Raw genomic sequence first — 20,394 nt, 5'->3', positions numbered from 1 at the left:
CTTATTGTTTAAAGAATAATTTTTTAACTTTTTAGGGAAAATGTCATGTCTATTTCTTCAAATCCATCCCATGTACTTGGTTTACCACGCATTGGCGCACACCGAGAAATGAAAAAAGCAGTTGAACGCTATTGGCGTATGGAAATAACTATCGATGAATTACAACAGATAGGTCAACAAATTGAAGAAAAAAATTGGCACATGCAAGCTAAGGCTGGACTTGATTTCATTACGGTGGGTGATTTTTCTTGGTATGACCATGTATTAGATCATAGTGCACTGTTAGGCGTCATTCCAGAACGTTTTAAAGATGAGAATAAAAAAATTGATCTCAATACGATATTTTGCATGGCACGTGGCCAAGCTCCTGAGGTAAAAGAAACTACGGCATGTGAAATGACAAAATGGTTTAATACCAATTATCACTACATTGTCCCTGAATTTAATTCAAACCAAGTTTTTCAATTAAGCACCGATTATTTTTTTTCAGCTATCGATAGAGCCATCGCCAAAGGTTATCGAGTAAAACCGGTTTTACTCGGACCCTTAACCTATCTCTGGTTAGGAAAAACTAAACCCGCAGAATTTGATAAATTAAGCTTATTAGAAAATTTATTGCCTGTTTACAATCAAATTTTTGCTGAATTTCGTTCCAGAAAGATTGAATGGATGCAAATCGATGAACCTATTTTAGTATTAGATTTAACGCAGAATTGGCAACAAGCCTATGTTAAAACGTATCAAGCATTAAATTTCAATCAAGTCAATTGTTTATTAGGTACTTATTTTGGTTCCATCAGTGATCAATTATCCCTTATCAAACAATTACCCATTGAGGGTTTGCATATCGATTGTTGCACAGCGCCTGAACAACTATCTCACTGCTTAGAACAATTTTCAAAAGATAAAATTATTTCTTTAGGATTGATCAATGGTCGTAATATTTGGCGCGCCGATTTAAATGAAATATTAACTCAACTACGTCCTATTCATAAAGTTTATGGTGATAAATTATGGATAGGGAGTAGTTGTTCCTTACTGCATACACCGGTTGATTTAGATAACGAAACTAAATTAGATCCCGAAATAAAAACATGGCTTGCTTTTGCTAAACAAAAATTAGCTGAAATAGCTTTATTATCTCGTGCTTTAAATGCAAATGAACCCGCTATTACGGATTTGTTGCAGGAAAATCAAATCGCTTTACAAAACCGAAAAACATCACCGCGTATCCATAATCACTGGGTACAAAATAGGATTAAATCCGTCAGCAACGATCTTGCCAAACGCAACACGGATTATAGTTCGCGTGCCAAACAACAAAAATTAGCGTTACAATTACCTTTATTACCCACTACGACTATCGGTTCTTTCCCACAAACAACGGATATCCGAAAAATTCGTCAAGAATATAAATCAGGAAAAATATCGTATGAAACCTATCAACAAGAAATAAAACAACAAATCGCCGATGTGATAGTCCAACAAGAAGCTTTGGATTTAGATGTTTTAGTCCATGGTGAAGCCGAACGTAATGACATGGTCGAGTATTTTGGTGAGTTATTAAATGGTTTTGCTTTTACTAAAAACGGCTGGGTACAAAGTTATGGATCACGTTGTGTTAAGCCCCCTATTATTTATGGAGACGTTAGTCGCCCGCAAGCAATGACCGTTGAATGGGCCGCTTATAGCCAAACCTTAAGCAAACGTCCGGTCAAAGGGATGTTAACGGGTCCTGTTACTCTATTAGCTTGGTCTTTTGTTCGAGATGATCAACCACACCAAGCGACGGCTTTGCAAATTGCTTTGGCCTTACGCGATGAAGTCGTCGATTTAGAAAAAGCGGGTATCCAGATTATTCAAATTGATGAACCCGCTTTTCGTGAAACCTTGCCCTTACGTCATAAAGATTGGCAAAATTATTTAGATTGGGCCGTATTTTCATTCCGCATTGCTTCCTGCGTTGTCCAAGATAGGACACAGATTCATACACATATGTGTTATTCCGAGTTTAATGATGTCATCGAAGCAATTGCTGCACTGGATGCGGATGTCATCACGCTGGAAAGTTCCCGTTCCAAAATGGAACTCTTACAAGCATTTGAAAATTTTTCCTATCCGAATGAAATCGGTCCGGGTATTTATGACATTCATTCACCACGCATTCCCTCAAAAGAGGAAATGATCCAGCAACTACAACAGGCATTACATTATATTCCCATTGAACGTCTCTGGGTAAATCCTGATTGTGGCCTAAAAACTCGCCATTTGCCTGAAGTAATTGAAGCATTACGCAACATGGTCGGCGCTGCTAAATTCCTCCGTGAGGAGAGTGCTCTTCTTGTTATCCCACCCTCCGCTAACAAGGAGATCTCGCATGCCGTTACGTCAAAAATTTAGTTTTAGTTTTGAGGTTTTTCCGCCTAAGACAAAAAAAGGCTCCCAGGATTTGAATCAGACACGACAGGAATTATCTCAACTCAAACCAAACTATTTTTCTGTCACGTTTGGTGCCGGTGGATCGCTACAACAAAAATCATTGAATGTGGTGCGGCAATTCGTCAACGATGGAATGCCTGCAACACCACATATTTCCTGCGTCAATATGACTCATCAGCGTTTACACGATTTACTCACTGAATATAAACAATTAGGCATTAAACAATTGTTGGTGATTCAAGGCGACTTACCTAGCGATAATACGCCAATAAATATTGAATTCAATTATGCAAGTGAATTAATTACTGCCATTCGTAAAATGACCGGCCATTATTTTCATATCATTGTGGCCGCCTATCCGGAATTTCATCCGCGCGCTACTAGCCCGGCTATGGATATCGAAAATTTTAAACGTAAAATTGAAGCCGGTGCTAATAGTGCGATTACACAATTTTTTTTTAATAGTGATGCGTATTTTCGTTTTATAGAAGCTTGTGAAAAATCTTCTATTCGTATCCCGATCATTCCGGGCATTACACCGATTATGAATTATCAGAAACTCATGCGGTTTTCAACCGCTTGTGGCGCAGAAATTCCTTTATGGTTACATAAACATCTTAAAACCTATTGCGATGATCCGATTTCCTTACAAGAAATCGGCATTGAATTTGTCACTAAACTTTGCCATAGTTTATTGCAAAACGGTGTTAAGGAATTTCATTTTTATACCTTAAATCGCACAGAACCAACGCATCGCATTATCCAAAATCTAAACTCTACCTACATCCCGAAAGGAAAATAAAATTCATATCCGATGAAACCGATCTTTATATTTATTTAAAACTTGTCGTTCTGTTAAACCAATATCTTCCCCCCAAAGTTTAAGATTTTTTTTGATGAAGGTTAACATCATTGTGACACATTTTGCATAGTTAACGACGATAATTTCTGTTTGATTTTGTTTTAGCCACTCCTCAGATTGTTCGAAGGTTTTATTTTCTCCGATAATCACTCTGGGTATTTTGTTTAATAGAATGGCGCCGGCACACATATAGCAAGGAGATAAGGTGGTATAGAGGGTTGCGCGTTGTAAATCTGTCGAAGAAACTTTACGATGAGTATTTTCTATACAATCTGTTTCGCCATGTTTGATCATACTTTGCTCTTGGATACGCTTATTGTGTCCTTTTGCAACCACTTTATCTCCTACTACTAAAACAGCCCCCACTGGAATACCTCCTTCCTTCAAACCTATTTCTGCTTCCTGATAGGCGAGATCCAAAAATTTTCTTTCCTCTTTATTTAACTTAATCATCGTATCCTTGCGCTGTATAGATTTAAAACTATCGACTACGGATAATAAATTTTTTGATTAACACAGTCTACCTATTTCTTGAAATTACCTTAAGTAAATCTTTGAAAAAATTTACCGTATCATTAGAACGACCATTCACTGGCTGAAAAAATCTGCTTTGCGTGGTTTTTTCTATTAATAGGTTGCTTATCTTTTGTTCTGCTTCTACCCATGTGTAACTAGCATTTTCTGATTGCTCTGATTTATAGGCTTTAGCAACCTCTGCTGCAAAAAAAACAACGGTACGGGGTACCGGCTTATTTTTTATCCGAGTGCCACTACCCAACGGTCCCAGTTGCCAATCATTTTTGTTGAGTGCTTTATTTAAAATGGTTAAAACATTTGATTTACTCACTTGCTCGCGAAGTGAACACACCTTTAAGTTCTCTGCCCAAGCACGCTGATCATCTTGTTGCTCGCTCAAGCTATAATGTCGCAAAGACTGGAGTGATGAAGTATAAAAGATAATCGGTAAATCGATAGCAAATTTTTCCATCACTTCCGCGTGACGTTCGATAGCGATATGTCGAGCCTTCGGTGTATCTCGAGCAATCACAATAGCACGCATCGCTTCCTTACTCACTTTGGCTAACACTTCATTATGGTGAGCCCTTTCTCTAAGCTCTTCCAAAAACAAACCCCAATCAGTCTGATTAATATTCGCCATTTGAAGCTTAAAATTATTGACATTTCTTTTATTACCCAACCAATCATGGTTTAGGGTTGAGGCATCTGTAAGCAGCATGGCTTTTATATGACATTGATCGAGATCAAACAATAATCCCACGAGCACACGAGTTTTAGACAGGTTTTCTCCAAATACACCTGTAGCCATTTGCGGAGAAAGCAACGTGGTTGAAGTTTTTTTGGTATGAGTATAGTTGGTTTTTTGTCGTCGTTTTTTTTGATAAGGAACGATATCGCCCGTCAGATGAACAAATTTATGCGTAGGCGAATCAACTTCCCTACGTAATTTAGGACGTTCGTTTAAATTTTCTAATTGATCAACAAAAAACGGCCACGCCTCTGGTTTGATTATTTTTAGGAGGCCTTTGAATTCCTGAATACAAACTGACGCTCGTTGGACTGCATCAAACTCATTACGAGCGGCCGATTCCAGGTTATTACTAAGAAAACCAGTAAAAACGGCATCGCTACCATTAAATAGTAAATCAGCCCTGAATAGCTGATCCAATACCGATTGCAACCGCCTATGCTTGAATTGCATACGAAGTTGTCGGTAATGATGCCAAGATAAAACGCCATATCTCCCGATGTGTTGTGGGTCGGGATTCAAATCGACAGACTTTGATGTAGAAGGGGTTTCATTATCCGAAACAGCGTACATCGAAGTAGTGGGAATAGTGTCTTGTAAAACCTCTAAAAAAGCCATTCCCTTTTTAGATAGGCTAACTTTCGCCCGCAATCCTGCAATAAATACTCCCCTTAATTCCGGTGGTATGTCACCTTTTCCTTCAAAATAAAAATCGATACAGTTGGCTAAAAGCGGATCATCATGAGACTTTAATTTATCTTTTAACGGTTGATACCCTTTTAAATAATTATAAAAAGCATTAGAGAGTGGTGGTACATGTAAGTTTTTAGATAATAAAAAATAAGGTAAACTTTTTTCTAGTTCCGGTAAGTCTAAAGGTAAAACAATTTCCTGAAGCTGTTGTTTAGAAAGTTTGGCAAAAAATTCAATAAACACCTCCGGTGATTGATATAAGCATATTTTCTTCAAAACACCTGTCAAACTACGTTCTTTTATTTCTAATGTTGAGTTATTTATTCCTTTTCTAATGACTCCCAATGGATTTAATACGATAGCCATGAATTTAGTTAGATTAAATGGACGAAATCCAAATTCTTTTGCGTAGATAGCTAGTTTAGCTTCTGGTCTCAAAGGAACATGAGGAATATGGCCAAGTTTCTTTAACAATGCTTTACAAATCACTGAAGATTTGGTCTTTAAGACCGAATTGAATTTATCCGCAGATAGTTTAGCTAATACTTGTTCTAGTACCGATGAACCCACTCTGTTAATTAATGCTAAACTCACTTGTGTCGATTGATACTTAATAACACTGTATAAAAAAAGGTGGCCTTGAGTGTGTTTAAGAAGAATATCATCCCATTGTGAAGAACTTATTTTTCCAATTAAATCTAAACAATCTTTAACTAATCCATTTTTGAAAACATTCAGTAAACCATTCCAACTCAGTGGTTCTTCCTGAATCAGTAGAAGTTTCATAATCAAAATAAAATATCTCAGTTAAATATTGTTTAATTAAAGTCTCATCAAGGACGTATTCTTTATCCTGCCAAATACACTTCCCTCCTAGATAAGGCTTTAAAAAATCCTGAGCTGTAACAAATGCGCTTTCACTACTATTTTATAAAAATTCACATTGTCCCATCAGATCATCTAAATTATTGTCATTAGGATTATTTTTTTGAGGATGATGCATAACATAAAGTTCCTTTAATTTTATTTATCGTTGAAATAACTAAAGCTTAAAAGTTAGTTTGCAAGTCCCATCCTATCGCAGAATCTTAAGGAAATATTTACAGTGGACAATTCAGTGCTCGATTTATCGATAAGATTGGGAAAAATTACTCGCCATTTTGTAATAATTCGTGACTATAGCCGTTTGGCAGCTAATAGTGAGATTTTCACAAAACGTCCTAGACGAATGATTGATAAATACTATAATATAAACGCTTATTTAATTCTAGAAGCTAAGGTTTAAACGATTGTCATCCTTCACTTCCACTGATATTCGAACAAATAATGCGCTACTTTACTTTCTTGTAAGTATGAGTAACCCCTGTGAATTTTGCTAAGCTATGAGTGGCAAAATAAAGTACGGTAATTTTATGAATCGAAATTAAATGTACTAGGAGAAATTTATGAGAAGCAGTATTCGAAGCCTAATTGCCGGCGTAATAGGTTTTCTGGTGGGACTAACCGCTATGCTTATTGTCTATCCGTTCATTTTTCCTCCGCCTACGGTAAACGAAAAAATTGCCAATATCGAGACTAAAACCAAAGTCGCAACCGGCATGTTTATCCATCCCAATCCTAAAGATCGGGCTCATTATGGCAAGGGCTCAGTGAGTGTTTATAAATCAAAAAATCAATACGAGGTTCTTCTGGGTAAGGATTTCAAAGTGGGTCCAGGACCTGCTTTTCATGTTTTCTTGTCGGATGCTAGAAACATCACAACCAATGCTGCTTTTAAAAATTCAAAAAAAATTGATATAGGGATATTAAAAAGCTTTCAAGGAAGCCAAGTTTATCCTGTTCCAAGTCAAGTTAATATGTCAGAAATGCATTCCGTTGTAGTTTGGTGCGTTTCATTTTCGCAACTTATTACCTCAGCTAATTTAAATTTTAGCTAATTAATAAGGTTCTTTAATGAAGTGATGTGCACAAACTAACATTGTCTTGCTTTAAAGTTTTCTATATGCAGTTTATTAGAAAGGCTGGATTTATGAAGTCATCAATAAAATCAAAAAATAATTAAAAAATTTTTAAGTTGATTTAATTAAATTTTTAGTATTCTTTTAAAAAAAGTATTATAATTAAACCCAGCTATAGAAAAAACTAAAATTAGAGGGAAAGCTAATTATGGAAAACTTTAATAACACAATAAATAAATTCGAAGAAGGATTTGACGCTTTAGCTAAAAATAGCACCGAATTTAATTTAACTGATACAGAAAGAGAACCCACCCAATATGTACAATTCGATCATGCAAATAGTTTAGCTTCGCAAAAACCATTAAAACCACCACGGCCTCTGCCACGTAAAAGTTTATCTGTACCTAGCCCAGAATATGTCAATATTGGCTGTGGAGACGAAAAGCTACTCAAATATTCCCATTTAGATAGATCAACTCGAAAAAAAAAACCTAAAAAATCAAGAGCTAGGCCGTGTGAATTATTGCCTAGAATTAATGAAAATTTATGTGAAAATTTTTCTCAACTTGGTTTATCTAACCGAGAGCCTGAAACTATTCAGCCTGGAGCCATAGAACCCACAGGATACTTTCTCTCAGATACTAATATTGCTGCTGAAACGCTCTTGAATCGAAATTCGTCTGAAGACTATGCTGAATTTGTTCTACAAAACAATTTGTATATAGATTTTTTGCGAAGGATTGGAGAATCACCCACAGAATATTTTTCCTTAGATGCCGATAATACACTAACTCCTCAGAAGCCACTAACTCACAATAAGCCTAATTCATCTGTAGACTATAATGAATTTTTTTTATCTAACCCAGACTATGTCAGTTTTTCGCAGCGGATTAAAGAGCCCGCAACACAACATTTTTCCTTGGGTGCCGACAATACACTCACCTCTCAGAAGCTACTCAATGAAACATTACCTCGCGCAAAAAAAAAAATGTGTGTAAATTTTGCTGATCCTGAAAAATCAACACTGGATTCATTTTCTAACAAGAAACTTAAAAAGTTTAAAAAAAATCAACCCGAATCATTATTTCCCTTAGAAGAAAAAAAAGAACCCCTATTTGCTTATAGAAATCCTGATGGCACCATTGAATGGGGAGATCAACCTAATGATACATCTCAATCCGATTCGATCAAATCCAAACAGCCACATGGATTAAATCTTTCTAAGTACTTACCAAAAAATCTTTTATTTTGGCCACATTCACCTGAAAAAAAGGAACAGGACTTAGAAGAAGAAAAACCACAGACTACTCAGTTAAGAAAGTAATACAGAGTGAAGTGTCCTATGACTTCAGAAAAATAGATAATAGTGAGCAACGATATACGCAAATTTGACTAGAGGCCCATTTTTTAATGATTGAAAATTTCAGTGTCTCAAATGAGTATAGCTACTATCATTCTGTAATCTTTCATAATAATCAATCGCTTTGTATACCTGATTTTCATTTTCCATTTCGACAGAAGGTCTGAAGTTTAATAATTTTGGGTTTTTTCCCCATAGCCTATGATATATCCAAGTTAAAAATACTGACTGACTATTAATGTCGGTATTATTCGTTAGAAAAGGAGTAACATTGGAATGCGAATAACTCTCATTATAAGAAAGCGAGGGCTTAGCGAGTGGAAAAGACGGTTGCGTGTCTGAAGTTATTGTATCAAAGAAGCTCACATTTGATTTCCCCAATCTGAAGTGAAGTTGACGATTAGTCTGCTTTTTTGACAGGTTGTTTTTAGTTTTTGCAAGCTTTTGTTTTGTTTTTACTTGTCGTCTAATCCGTACCTGACCCTCTGATTGCTCTTTATTGAATAATTTTTGTCTATTTAGAGTTAAATTGATTTGATTAAAATCAAACGGAGCGGCATTAATAATATTTTCTTCTTCTTTTTTGAGAATAACTTGCTGATCAAGGAAAGTCAGTTTTGTCGTTAATACCTTCTCGCGCATTTCGGGTACTTGATAAAATTGACTGTATACGACGGTACAAAATTCATCGACTGGAGTCAGCGGGTCAAATACATTGGTTAAGATTAAATCTGTTTCATTATGACAAAAAAAACTATATTTCCTATGATTCATGTCTTTAAGCACAAGAATATTAGCGTCTGGCATGAAATCGTTTTTAGTGAGAATAATAATGGCTTTCTCATGACCAAAAATCAAAGGGTAAGCTTGTAAATGCCAATGGATTCGTTCATCGAAAGCAATGATAAGCGGACTATTATCTAAAATAACTTCTAAATTCTGGTAACTATTATCCATTAACGCATTGTGTAATCTTATCGTAACAATAGGCCAAATACTTTCTAATGGCGCACATTCAGTCATTGATAACCAATAATAGTCAACCTTTAAACTGAGTATTAAACTCTGATTCTGCTCAATTATTTCGGTTGTTATGTTTTGCCTAGGGCAAATACGCCGGGCTTGCTTCCATACTTCACTTAGATCTAATGTATTTAAAGCATTTTTTTCACCTAAAGAAACAATGACTATTTCAGGCATAGGAAATTCTATTACTTTCAAAGGAGGCTTAATTAAGTAGATCGTTTTATCGCCTTGACTGATTAAATAATTTTTTATCGAGGGTTCATTATAAAGTATGATCGGTTGGCCAGCATAACCAACCTGCAGCATTATTTTGCTAGGCACCGCAAAGATTCGTAATACCATCTGTAAACGCTGAGAAAAAGTACTATAGTAGTTTACTAATTTATTAACCGTATAAGTATTTAACTCTCGAATATAGAGATAGTTTGACTTTGCTAATTTCAACTCTTGTTGAGAGGAAAAAGAAAATTGAATAGTACGTAATAGTAACCTAGAAAATGGATCAGAAATGCGCAAATTAAAAAAATTTTTTTTATGTAAAAAAATGAAATATATTTCATTCTCTGAAAAAACTATTTTATCGAGTTCATTTAAAGAAAATTCAACAGTAAATCGATGTTCAATGGCTTCATTAGAACGGACGAGTATGGACACATTACCAACTTGCTGACTCAATCGATAATTTATTAAGGATATTTTTAATAAAAAATTATCGTCAAAAGCATAAATAATGGTATCAGGTCTCAGTACTAGCTCCAAATAGCGTGTTACATAACGAGTCAAATAAATATAATCACATTCGTCCTCATTTTTTCCAGAAAAACCATCAACATACTCGATACCTTCACTGACAAAAACAATATCTTTTAATTGCTTTCTACCATAGACATGCTGAATATGTTTCAATTGAAGACCTTCTTTACAATGGAGGTCGATCGCTTCACTTTGTTCACAGAGCAAACCCTGTTTATCAAATAAAATGTAAGCGGCATGAGGTAAAAAATTTTCTAATAGAATAATATTCTCTCGGTTTCCTCCCTCTAGAGTTCCCTTAATTTTATCTCCTTGTATAAAGAATAAATTCCCTGCATGTCCACCTGTATAATTTTTATCACCATTATTAACTAGAAAAATATTGAGCCGATCAGGAACGCCAATAGCGATATCGCTTCCTGTATCTAAAGCAATTAACGTCGCATTTCCCGTTCTGTTTTTAGTCAATTCAACCCCTAATGCACCCTCACAAAGGTATGTAGTCACTAAATTAGGGTGCATAAAAGGTGGATAAGGCTCTATATAAACCCATTCTGAAGATTTTACATAGGATTTATTCCCTAATATACCCGATAAACAAAAAAGATAGCCTTCTTCATGGGTTAGCTTGTCTGGCATTGTCGAATCGAGTTTAATTGACTGTTTTTCTTGTAAAAAAATCTGATTATCTTTAACTAATTGTGACGATGAATAGGCGGATGGAAAAACATAATTCTGAATAGAGTCTATATTTTTTAAAAAAGCTAGCGCATTTTTAACTAGCTGGTTATTAATGGCCTTAGCTTCCAAATAATCAGAAGGGTTAAGGTGCATTAAAGCACGTAAACTTTCTGTTAACTTTTCTTCTTTATTAAGATGTACATAGCGCTCAAGCTGATTAACTTGACGAATAGTCTGATTAATATTGTTTTTTGCCCAACTCCAAATATCGATAATGATCATTGGATCATCTTCGCTGAGCAGTGAAATGTCCTCGATAAGATTTAAAAAAGTTTCTATGTCAAGATTCGATTGACCTCTTCTATCCGTTTCTGATAGAGCAAAACCAGTTAAATCACTCAACGATGAACTCGCGTCATTGCCCTGGAGCGCTTTTAATTTTTTAAAATCTTTTAATTCCTTTGCAACAGTATAGCCATTACCTATTGAAGAAGGACCGCGCTTTCTAAAAGACCTCGTTATTTTCATAACATGAGTTAAAAAAGATTTAGCTTTATTTAGAGTCATTTTTTTAGTTTGAAGCGTAGTAGGCACTTGTGTTCTATTAAATAATAAATTTTTTTCCAGCAATCCTTTTTCAGCTAAAGCAAATAGTTCTTCAGATACCCACGTGCTATTAAACGCGTCTGCCAACAAATTATTTTCTATACCTTTTTCAAGATTTAACGCAACCTGACTCCATTCTTCTTGCAAAAAATTAGGTAAATTAATTTTATTCACCCATTTTTCTGATGTTAAATTTATAGCTTGTCTTAGCAAGTGTAAATGATGTTGAATTAAGCCTATTTTATTCGCTTGATTATCGGATTCTCTGGATCGACAACTCACCTCTCTAGACTGACGTTTTCCAAGCTCACAAATCGAGAATTTTTCAGTAAATCTTTTTTGAAACGCTAATGTTAAATGTATACTGACTATTTGTCTTTCTTGTAAATCATCATCGGATGAGGCTAACCAGCCAGGGTAGTTAATAGCTGTTCGGTAACGATAATCAAGTATGGCCCATGTATTCGTTGCAGTGAGCAACCCTTCCTCTAACTGTTTTTCCAAATAAAAGATTGTTTCAGACAGAAAAAATAATAATCCATTTTTAATATATAAAAATAAAGCCTCTCCTATAAATTGAGCATAATCTTTTTTAGTTAATATTAAGTACGCGGCATCGTAAAAATAAACTAAATCAATATTATAATTGGATAAAATAAAGACATCGATGGCAGAGCTTCTAGTACTACCTAATTTAAGGCGAGAAACTAAGTGATCGTGCTTAACCATGTGTAATAAAAAGTAAATATAGTGTAACCCTATATCATGATTTATATAATAGTCTTGTGTGATAAAAATTATGTTTTCAGCATTTTTTTCTAACGCGACAAAATGCTTTTCTAGATTGATACGAACCACTTTTTGTACTAAACGATGAACTATAGAAATATCTGTTTGACTCCCTGTATTAATCATGGAATAACTTTTAAGTAGATGAATGGCACGGCTGACCTCTTCAAGAGGATATAAATTTAAAAATAAATCATTTTTAATATTATCAGGATATAAATACGCCATGATATTTAAAATATTTAAAGCTGTTTTCCCAGTAGGTTTAACGTTTTTTATTGTACCCAAACTAATTTCCCAGGTAATAAACACTGCTTTAAAATAAGGATCATTACTATATTCTGAAAATTTGAAATTAAGTATTTTTTCCGCATTAGTTTTAAAATATTCAATATAATTATCCACTCCAAAGGAGCTATCAACGTTTTTTTGCATCGTAATATAAGCAACGGCTTGCTGCAGCGCCAAAGGTAAACCTTGTACTAATCTAGTGAGTTCTTTTATTTTGGCATCTTGCTGAGATGTATTTATATTTAATTCTTTTTTTATAAATTCTAGTGCTTCTTGATCATTAAATACGTTGAGTAATAAGACTTGAAATATATTCTTCCAATGATTAAAACGTGAAGTGATTAATATAATCGGTGTATTTCCAATTAAACTTTTTGGTAAAAATTCCTCAAACTCTTGATAGTTTTCCACATTATCAAAAATAAATAGGCTTTTTCTATTAGAAAAATACTGATAAATTTCAGATAATAATTCAGCAAATTCTTTATTAGTACCCAATGTATTTTTGTCGGATAAGTTTAATTTAACAGCTAAGTTCTTTAAAGAGTTTATAACGTCACCTTTTGTATCCGCATTAATCCAGATCACATTATTATCATAATCAGATGCATATAATTCGGCGTAACGCAAAGCGAGCTGTGTTTTTCCTATACCTCCTAAGCCGCTTAAAGCAGTTTGAGCTGCCGTGGTACTTGAGCTAACAGATTCATCCAATGTTAAGTCAGACAAACCCTGTGAAATAACAGCTAAATTATCGTTTGATATTAATAACTGGTGTAACTTATGTAAAACCTCTTTCCTGCCACTAAAATTACTTATCGGTTTTCTCAAGTTAAAAAGTATAGACTCCTGTGGTTGCAGTGTATTTTTTAGAGTGACATGAGAAAGAAGTTGAATTTGATCGGTTTTTTTTAGTTTATCTAAAATATCCTTTGCTTCTTGATCAATCCTATTATCTTTTAAAACATAGTGATAATTCCATAACGTATATTCAAATTGATTTTTTAATTGCGGTAGTGACAATTCTTGTTGCTGATAATCCTTTATAAAAGTTTCTTTAAGCTCGCCATTTGTTTGTTTTTCCCAAGACAGCAGTAAACGATAACCATAAAAACTATTAAAAAATTTCTTTAACTTATAAAAGCGTGTCTGTTGAGTTTTGATATAAAAAACACGGACACCAGTTTGTTCATATAAATTAGCAGTACTCAGTGTTTTCCCGTGCGGGTCTAATACACTGGCACCCGCTACACGAAAACGCATTTTTTTAATGCTTGGGTCAAAAAAGTTGTCTGAATGACCTAAAATAACGCCTGTACTGAGTAATTCTCGAGTAACGAAAGGAGGAATATTTTGCGAAGTAGTTGCAATAATATAATTGAGTGATCGAGCCGCTGCATCTTCTGCTAACTTTTCTATCGCTATTTTATATCCCGCTTTATCCGTTACAGACATAAATTGACTTTCAAAGCTATGAAAAATCTCTACTGCGACTACTGCTAATAAGCCACTTAACTCACCCGACAGTACATTTTCAAAAGCCTTTGTAATTTTACACGCTTTATCTTTGGATAATAAATAATAATGCGCGCTCATTGATCTCACTGTGGCTACCAAAGAAGGGATAGATCCTGCTACGCCTTGAGTTACCGTCATTCCTAACAACGCAGCGGTTGCTCCTATCTTTAATTCGGTTTTTAAGCTTTCTAAACTTAATCTATCTCCTTTAGCGATGATATGATAAACACCTAACATCTTACAGGTATAGCTTATATAGGTTTCAACAAATAAGCTTAAACGAAGTTTAACGGCTTCACCTTCCCATTCAATTCTCGCTTTTTTTAACATCGGCTCCTCTACGCTTGCAAACGAAAAGGGATCAATGGTCGGACTAAGATCTGAGGTCGACGATCCCACTAACTTTAAAAAGTGAGTATACTGGCTGAGTTTTCCTGCTAACACTTTTCTTCTTTCGTTAAAATAATTAGCATCATATTGATGAGGCAGATAAGAAAGGATTACTTTCATCGTTTCTAAGCTGAGATGTTTATCTAACATGGTATTCAGATTTTCAGCAATTTCTAAAGTCCACAACCCGACATTACTATTATTCATGTCCTGAAATAAATACTCGCTTAAATTATTCAATAAAATATGCTGCGCTTCTAAAAATTGTTGGATTTCTGCTGGTAATCGATAATTTAATGAATTGACATAATAGAGTGTAAACCTTTCTTGCTGATAAGAAAGAACCATCGTAATCCAGTGCGCATAACCAATATTAAAAATCAACGTTTCACGGGCTGTATTGGTTTGTTTAGCACGTATTTGAAAACTCGTTATTTTATCAATTAAATGGGCTAATGAATTAGACGATTGAAAATCTGAATGGGGTCTTTGACTTGAATCTTTAAAATTATTGTATTCCAAATGAGCAATATCAGTCACCTCTTCCAAAGTCAACCAATAATTATAAAACCCTTGGCGAGTTGCTTCGACAAAATTATCTTCATCTGAGCGATGAACCCGAATGTTTGAAAAATAGGGTGCGTGAAAGGAATTATTTTTTTTTAATCCATCCCACCAATACTGATTTTTATTCGCTACTGGCGCAAGAAAATTATTGGATGCTGATTGAGCAGACTTCATTATTATTAACTCCTTTTAAAAAAGGTAACTCAATTATTTAACAAAATAATTACTTACTTATTAAAACATAATATTTTAATTTATACAAAAATAAAAAGGGGGGAATAAAAACTCGCTGAATATATAAAATCAGCGAGTCTAGAGATATAGAACTATTTTATTTTCGTGAGAAATAAGATACTTTATTAATGTTTGAACTCGCTATAGCTTCTTGTGAAGATGGCTTGTCTCCTTCACTTTTAAGACGAGCATTCTCTTCGATAGCAACTTTGTACTTCTCAGCAATCTCTAGAAGTACTGCAATGGGATTTTCATTAACGTTCTCAGAAAAAGTATTTCCAAATCCTAAGCCAGCAATTTCTGCTAAATAATGATTACTTTCTTCTAAACCTATTCTCTGTGTATAAATAAATAATTCTTTTTTCAAACCTAAACGTTTCGTTTCATCACTAGTTTTTAGCTGATTCATACGTAGTAGCGTTAATTCAAATAAAAGCTTATCTATTTCTTTTTGCATCTCACTTTTCAATGGCATCGTGCTAACTAAAGACTTACAAACTTTTTCTATCGTTGCAATTGTATTTTTCTGGGCTTCTTTTTGTAAATTATCTCTGGCATGGTAGTACAAGCGTATCAGCAACTCCGTATAATCTATCTCCACTCCCATTTTTACTTTCAAATTAAGTAAAAACTTTAATTCTTTATCTAGTTTTCCCCACATTTGATGATGAATATAATAAGTTAATTGATGCCACCTTTCATTAAAACACTTCTCGCCTTTTATTTCTTTAAGCGCAAGTAACAATTTCTGATAATTGTCCTTATCATAAACATAAATCTGAGTTCTCTCTGGTGCATCCCCATTAGGCCGATAGGGCCGCGATAATTCTTTTATATCGTATTTTTCTAAAATCTTTCTTTCTGCATAGTGATAGCCGAGATCGATTTCATAATGACATTCTGTATTAATAGAAAAAAAGCGATGATATTTTTTTTCAATAAATTGGCTTATCTCGGCTGGAGTAATGAATTCTTGTAAAGTGATATCGTGGATAAAAAATTTATCGAGAGTCTCCCCCGCTAGTGTTGTCACTATTTGATCACGAGTCATCGCTATTTCGTTTTTTTCTCCATTTTCCTCATAGATCAATGTGATTTTTGGAAAATTATTAACATCGACGGATACTTTTTTTTCTAAAAATTTTACATTGAAATCTTTTCTCGTTTCCTTTTGGATGATAGCGCTCCATACCTCATCGAGGGTCATCTGAGGATAGTGTAATAATTTTTCACGGGCTAATTCTTCAATGCGCATCATAGTTAAAGCAAATCTAAATTTTATAGCGTGGATATTCCAATAGCAATAAAAATTCATTTTTAATGGATCGGCCAATATCTTATCAATACTTTGAAATATCCCTGATAAATGAGCATCAATCAATGGGTAAGGAATAGATAATCGAACACAAAATCCCTGGTCTGAATTAGGATTAATTTCTTCAATGCGAATAGCTGAAAAGCCCCCTGTAGCACAGATTCGTAAAGCATCGATAAATTCGCTATTCGCTATGTTATAGGGTGCTTTCAAATAAATAGATAAACTATGGTTAGGCTGATTATCTTTAAATAGACATTTTTCCGGCACAGACTGATAACCTAAAAAACGCAGAAAAGCATGCTCAAAAATATCGGTATGCGTAGTAACATCAGGATATTGCTCACTTAAGTAACGGTTTAATCGCACTGTTAAAATTTCGTAATTAACTAACATAGGAAAATCTTCCGTCAGGATAATAAGAGCAATGATTATAAGCACTTTTTATTATCAATTTATTAAATATTAATTTTTAATAAAAATATATTTTTTAGATATAAAAAATATTACGCAAAATAAAAAGGGCAATGTAACCTCCAGATTCATACGATTAGATGATGCCATAAATCATTGGAGGTTACATAATGAAAACTGTCAATTTGGAAGAGACTGTGCAAATGCCACAGTCGATATAAGCTGAAATATAATAAGGTTAAAAATTATAAAGTTTTTTTACTTTTCTTTAATTTTAATATTCATCTACGAAGCGAAGTTAATGACTTAACTAATTTTTTGGACACTACTTTGGCTGCAGCATTCCAAGCTACAAATAGGTTATGTGGATCTTGTAACAATTCTGACGCTTCAAAGTCAGGCAAATTTTTGAAAGATCGAATACTCTCACTGTCTTGCCATAAGACCTTACCATCATGATTAATGAGTCTACCCACAACCATTAAAACTGGCTTTAATTTATTTGTGAATCCTGTTGGAATAGTCAAACCATAGATGCGAATCTCAAGATATAAAATAGCATCTGAATAGTCTTTATTTGCAATTTTAAAGCGTGCAGTTTGTTTTAATTGGTTTATAAATTCATTTCTGACGATTTCTGTAATTTGAATTTTTTCTTTAAGCGTTGCTTCTTTGATCTGTTGTTCATCATAAGAAGGGATTGCACAAGCTAAAACGCCTATACAAGCTCTTGCCCATATTTGTTTTTGATCTAAATAATACATTCTTTTGGCAGGAATAACTTTTTGACTCACTTCTATCGTTTTAATAGAGTTTGCTTCTCCAGGTGTCATTTGGATAGTTGATACGCAACCCGCCAAGAAGAAACCTATATACATCGCTATTAGACTGTTAAATATTTTTAAAACCCGATTATTATTAAACATTGATTACTTTATTATTATTATTTTTGAAAGCTTGGGATGTATTAACATCCCAAGTGATTGAAAGATAAAATATTCGAACGATTACGAAATTTATTGATCTTGAAATTTAATGGCTGGAGGTAAATCACCGCATTTTTTCTTGATATAAAGAGTTCGTAACCAATTATCACGCAGTTGATAGGATTGGATTTCGATGCGTTCAGCATCAGAGAAATCCATGAAAAACCAAGGCACAATAATAAACGCACCGGCAACACCTAGCGCGATATTTTTCCCTATTTTGTTTTGCTGTGGAATGAGATTTGTAATTTTAGATTGGTTATTCATTAATTCCAGTTTCAAAGCATTACAGGTAAGGCTTTCATCACCGGGTTGGTGCAGAGGAATGGGATTTGGAGTTCTTCCCGCGCAAGCAGAAAGTAATATAAGACTAGCCAATAAACAGATTAGCTTTTTCTTCATGGTTTAACGTTCCTTTTTTATTGTTGTTTAAATACTAAGGGGGCAGATAATACTATTAATTTAATTTAAATTAAAGCACTAGTTTGAAAAAATTTTCGCCAACTAGAATCTTATTTAATTTACGGAAATAAAGATAAATAAATTAAATTTCAATAATAAATTCCGTTGTTCTTAGCTTTTTTACAGATAAGAAAATAAAAATTTATAACCGACGGTAACGACGTAGTCGCAGTAAATTCTGCATCGTTAATTAAATTCGAGTCCCCTTGTTGGTCTATCGTTGTTTGCGTAATACTTCCTGCACCGCGACTCGCCTCAATTAACTTTTACTAGCCAACCCCTCTAATAAACTAATTGTTTTTTTATTCTTTTTGCGTCATTAACCTCCTCCAAATACGATAATAATTCTACAGTATAAAAATAATCTGAGTTCCATATTTCTGGTGATCCAAAGAAAAAGTTATGAATTAGCGGAAGTTTCTGGGTAGCACTTTCAAAATTTTCATTTTCAATATCTGGTTTACAATTTTTGATCGCATTAATTGCTATTTCTTTAAAGATACTATTTCCTTTATTTATTTTGTTTTCTATTTCAAAATAATTCAGCATCATTCTCACTAAATTTATGCAAAGCTAAATGATTTCTTAGCTAATTCCAAAATTTTATATATTTTACTTTCATTATTTTAAAAAAATGTCGTTCTAAAGCATTCCTTCTTCTTGATAAATAAAAGTAGCTTCACGTCTGTAAATCTTTAATGCTTCAGGTTCGTGATCATAAAAAGCCTCCATGATGCCAGGTTCGCACCATGCACTAGGCAGAATAGAAAATAATGCAAGTTCATCAGGTACTATTTTCCAATTAGATGGAATTTTTCCATTTATGATTTCAAATTGTATAGCATTTTGCAACACCGGCATCTGTTCAGAATCACTTGCAATGAGATAAGAAACTTCATTTTTACGTATTTCAATTCCTAAAATAATATATTCTTTTCCTATGGTTATCCAACTACTTTCTTTCACATATTCTTTTGTAAATTCATTGTAGATAGTTATACATTTAACTTTCATTTTTTTATCTCCTTAATTTAAAACGTAAAACGTGGTGGTTCAAATTCAAAATTTGGTGAAAGTGGGAGCTTCCATGAACCTTCATGATTAAACACCGCTTTGTAATCCATATCATAATAAACATCATTAGTAACTGAATTATGATAAAAATGCATTCGAAAATTACCAGAAGGACTAGGAATGGATTCTGTTACATATTTACGCCAATCAGATAAATTTCCAGCTCGGCCAGATAACGCCTCATTTAACTCCGTATTGCGAAACGGATTTATCTTTAAACGAGTTGAGCTTTGAATTACTTCAGGCAACAATCCACCTGTTTCATCAAAAATAGACTTAGCTTGCTCAATAGTAAATGATCGTTGCAAACGTAGTGCATTAATATGATTACTTGCTTCATTTTCTACTAAATTTAAAGGCTTTTCTGCGATATTTCTTTCAAAAAATCCCCATTTATTTTCAGCCAGAAACCTTGTTGCTTGAATTCCTAATCGAATAGTTTTAGTAGCAGGTATTTCTGACATTGCTATCAAGCCTGCTCCATACTGAGCATTACTGTCGGCATAGCCTAAATCCAAGTAGTTTTGTTGATTAGCTGCTGCATGTCCTAAACTTTCATTCATCACTTCACTATTAGCTGCCGCTCGACCTTCGGCTATTAACGCACGATGTTCGAAAACACTTTCATAACGTTGTTCGAAGCGCTGCCAGAATCCATTGGGATTTCTTGGTGGTGGTGTGGGATGATAAAAATGACTCACTTCTTCGC

13 protein-coding genes are annotated in these 20,394 nt (G+C 34.0%); 4 read left to right on the top strand and 9 right to left on the bottom strand.

The annotated features are described in order from the left end of the window. Nucleotides 1–45 precede the first annotated feature (45 nt). Together metE and metF are read left to right on the top strand one after the other, a co-directional pair. The gene (gene metE, locus A1D18_RS01880) at nucleotides 46–2,400 is read left to right on the top strand and encodes a 5-methyltetrahydropteroyltriglutamate--homocysteine S-methyltransferase (protein ID WP_071662132.1); all 2,355 of its coding nucleotides are present in this window, start codon (nucleotides 46–48) and stop codon (nucleotides 2,398–2,400) included. Then, a complete protein-coding gene (metF, locus tag A1D18_RS01875; protein WP_071662131.1) occupies nucleotides 2,378–3,241 on the top strand; it encodes a methylenetetrahydrofolate reductase [NAD(P)H] in 864 nt (287 codons plus the stop codon). Before metE ends, metF begins: the two co-directional genes overlap by 23 nt. Before the next feature lie 3 nt (nucleotides 3,242–3,244). On the opposite strand, the gene A1D18_RS01870 is transcribed toward metF, so the two are convergent. Both A1D18_RS01870 and A1D18_RS01865 read right to left on the bottom strand, forming a co-directional pair. After that, complete coding sequence (locus A1D18_RS01870; protein WP_071662130.1) at nucleotides 3,245–3,754, bottom strand: nucleoside deaminase; 510 nt, start codon at nucleotides 3,752–3,754, stop codon at nucleotides 3,245–3,247. 67 nt (nucleotides 3,755–3,821) lie between these two features. Further along, nucleotides 3,822–6,047 (bottom strand): hypothetical protein, encoded by a 2,226-nt coding sequence (locus tag A1D18_RS01865; RefSeq protein WP_071662129.1) that lies wholly within the window; start codon nucleotides 6,045–6,047, stop codon nucleotides 3,822–3,824. 659 nt (nucleotides 6,048–6,706) lie between these two features. Between A1D18_RS01865 and A1D18_RS01860 the strand changes: the two genes are divergently transcribed. Both A1D18_RS01860 and A1D18_RS01855 read left to right on the top strand, forming a co-directional pair. Further along, nucleotides 6,707–7,198 (top strand): DM13 domain-containing protein, encoded by a 492-nt coding sequence (locus tag A1D18_RS01860; RefSeq protein WP_071662128.1) that lies wholly within the window; start codon nucleotides 6,707–6,709, stop codon nucleotides 7,196–7,198. 229 nt (nucleotides 7,199–7,427) lie between these two features. After that, entirely contained in the window at nucleotides 7,428–8,543 is a 1,116-nt protein-coding gene (locus A1D18_RS01855) for a hypothetical protein (protein WP_071662127.1), read from the top strand. A 99-nt stretch (nucleotides 8,544–8,642) separates the two neighbouring features. Here the strand turns inward: A1D18_RS01855 and A1D18_RS01850 are convergent, their stop codons facing one another. The 7 genes from A1D18_RS01850 to A1D18_RS06835 all read right to left on the bottom strand — a co-directional run. Next, nucleotides 8,643–15,374, bottom strand: a complete 6,732-nt coding sequence (locus tag A1D18_RS01850) for an NB-ARC domain-containing protein (protein WP_071662126.1) — start codon at nucleotides 15,372–15,374, stop codon at nucleotides 8,643–8,645. A 157-nt stretch (nucleotides 15,375–15,531) separates the two neighbouring features. Further along, nucleotides 15,532–17,145, bottom strand: coding sequence for a hypothetical protein (locus tag A1D18_RS01845; protein WP_071662125.1), 1,614 nt, complete (start codon nucleotides 17,143–17,145; stop codon nucleotides 15,532–15,534). 299 nt (nucleotides 17,146–17,444) lie between these two features. Then, complete coding sequence (locus A1D18_RS01840) at nucleotides 17,445–18,089, bottom strand: hypothetical protein (RefSeq protein WP_143750414.1); 645 nt, start codon at nucleotides 18,087–18,089, stop codon at nucleotides 17,445–17,447. A gap of 90 nt (nucleotides 18,090–18,179) precedes the next feature. Then, nucleotides 18,180–18,551, bottom strand: coding sequence for a hypothetical protein (locus A1D18_RS01835; RefSeq protein ID WP_071662123.1), 372 nt, complete (start codon nucleotides 18,549–18,551; stop codon nucleotides 18,180–18,182). A gap of 342 nt (nucleotides 18,552–18,893) precedes the next feature. Further along, complete coding sequence (locus A1D18_RS01830) at nucleotides 18,894–19,163, bottom strand: hypothetical protein (protein ID WP_071662122.1); 270 nt, start codon at nucleotides 19,161–19,163, stop codon at nucleotides 18,894–18,896. Nucleotides 19,164–19,253: 90 nt separating this feature from the next. After that, complete coding sequence (locus tag A1D18_RS01825; RefSeq protein WP_071662121.1) at nucleotides 19,254–19,625, bottom strand: hypothetical protein; 372 nt, start codon at nucleotides 19,623–19,625, stop codon at nucleotides 19,254–19,256. Between the two features lie 17 nt (nucleotides 19,626–19,642). Then, on the bottom strand, nucleotides 19,643–20,394 hold a 752-nt coding region (locus A1D18_RS06835), incomplete at its 5' end, for a hypothetical protein (protein WP_216095014.1).

The sequence above is a fragment of the Candidatus Rickettsiella isopodorum genome, assembly GCF_001881495.1.
Lineage (GTDB): Bacteria > Pseudomonadota > Gammaproteobacteria > Diplorickettsiales > Diplorickettsiaceae > Aquirickettsiella > Aquirickettsiella isopodorum.
Note: the sequence above shows the minus strand (reverse complement) of the source record. Positions and strands in the feature narration are given on the sequence as shown.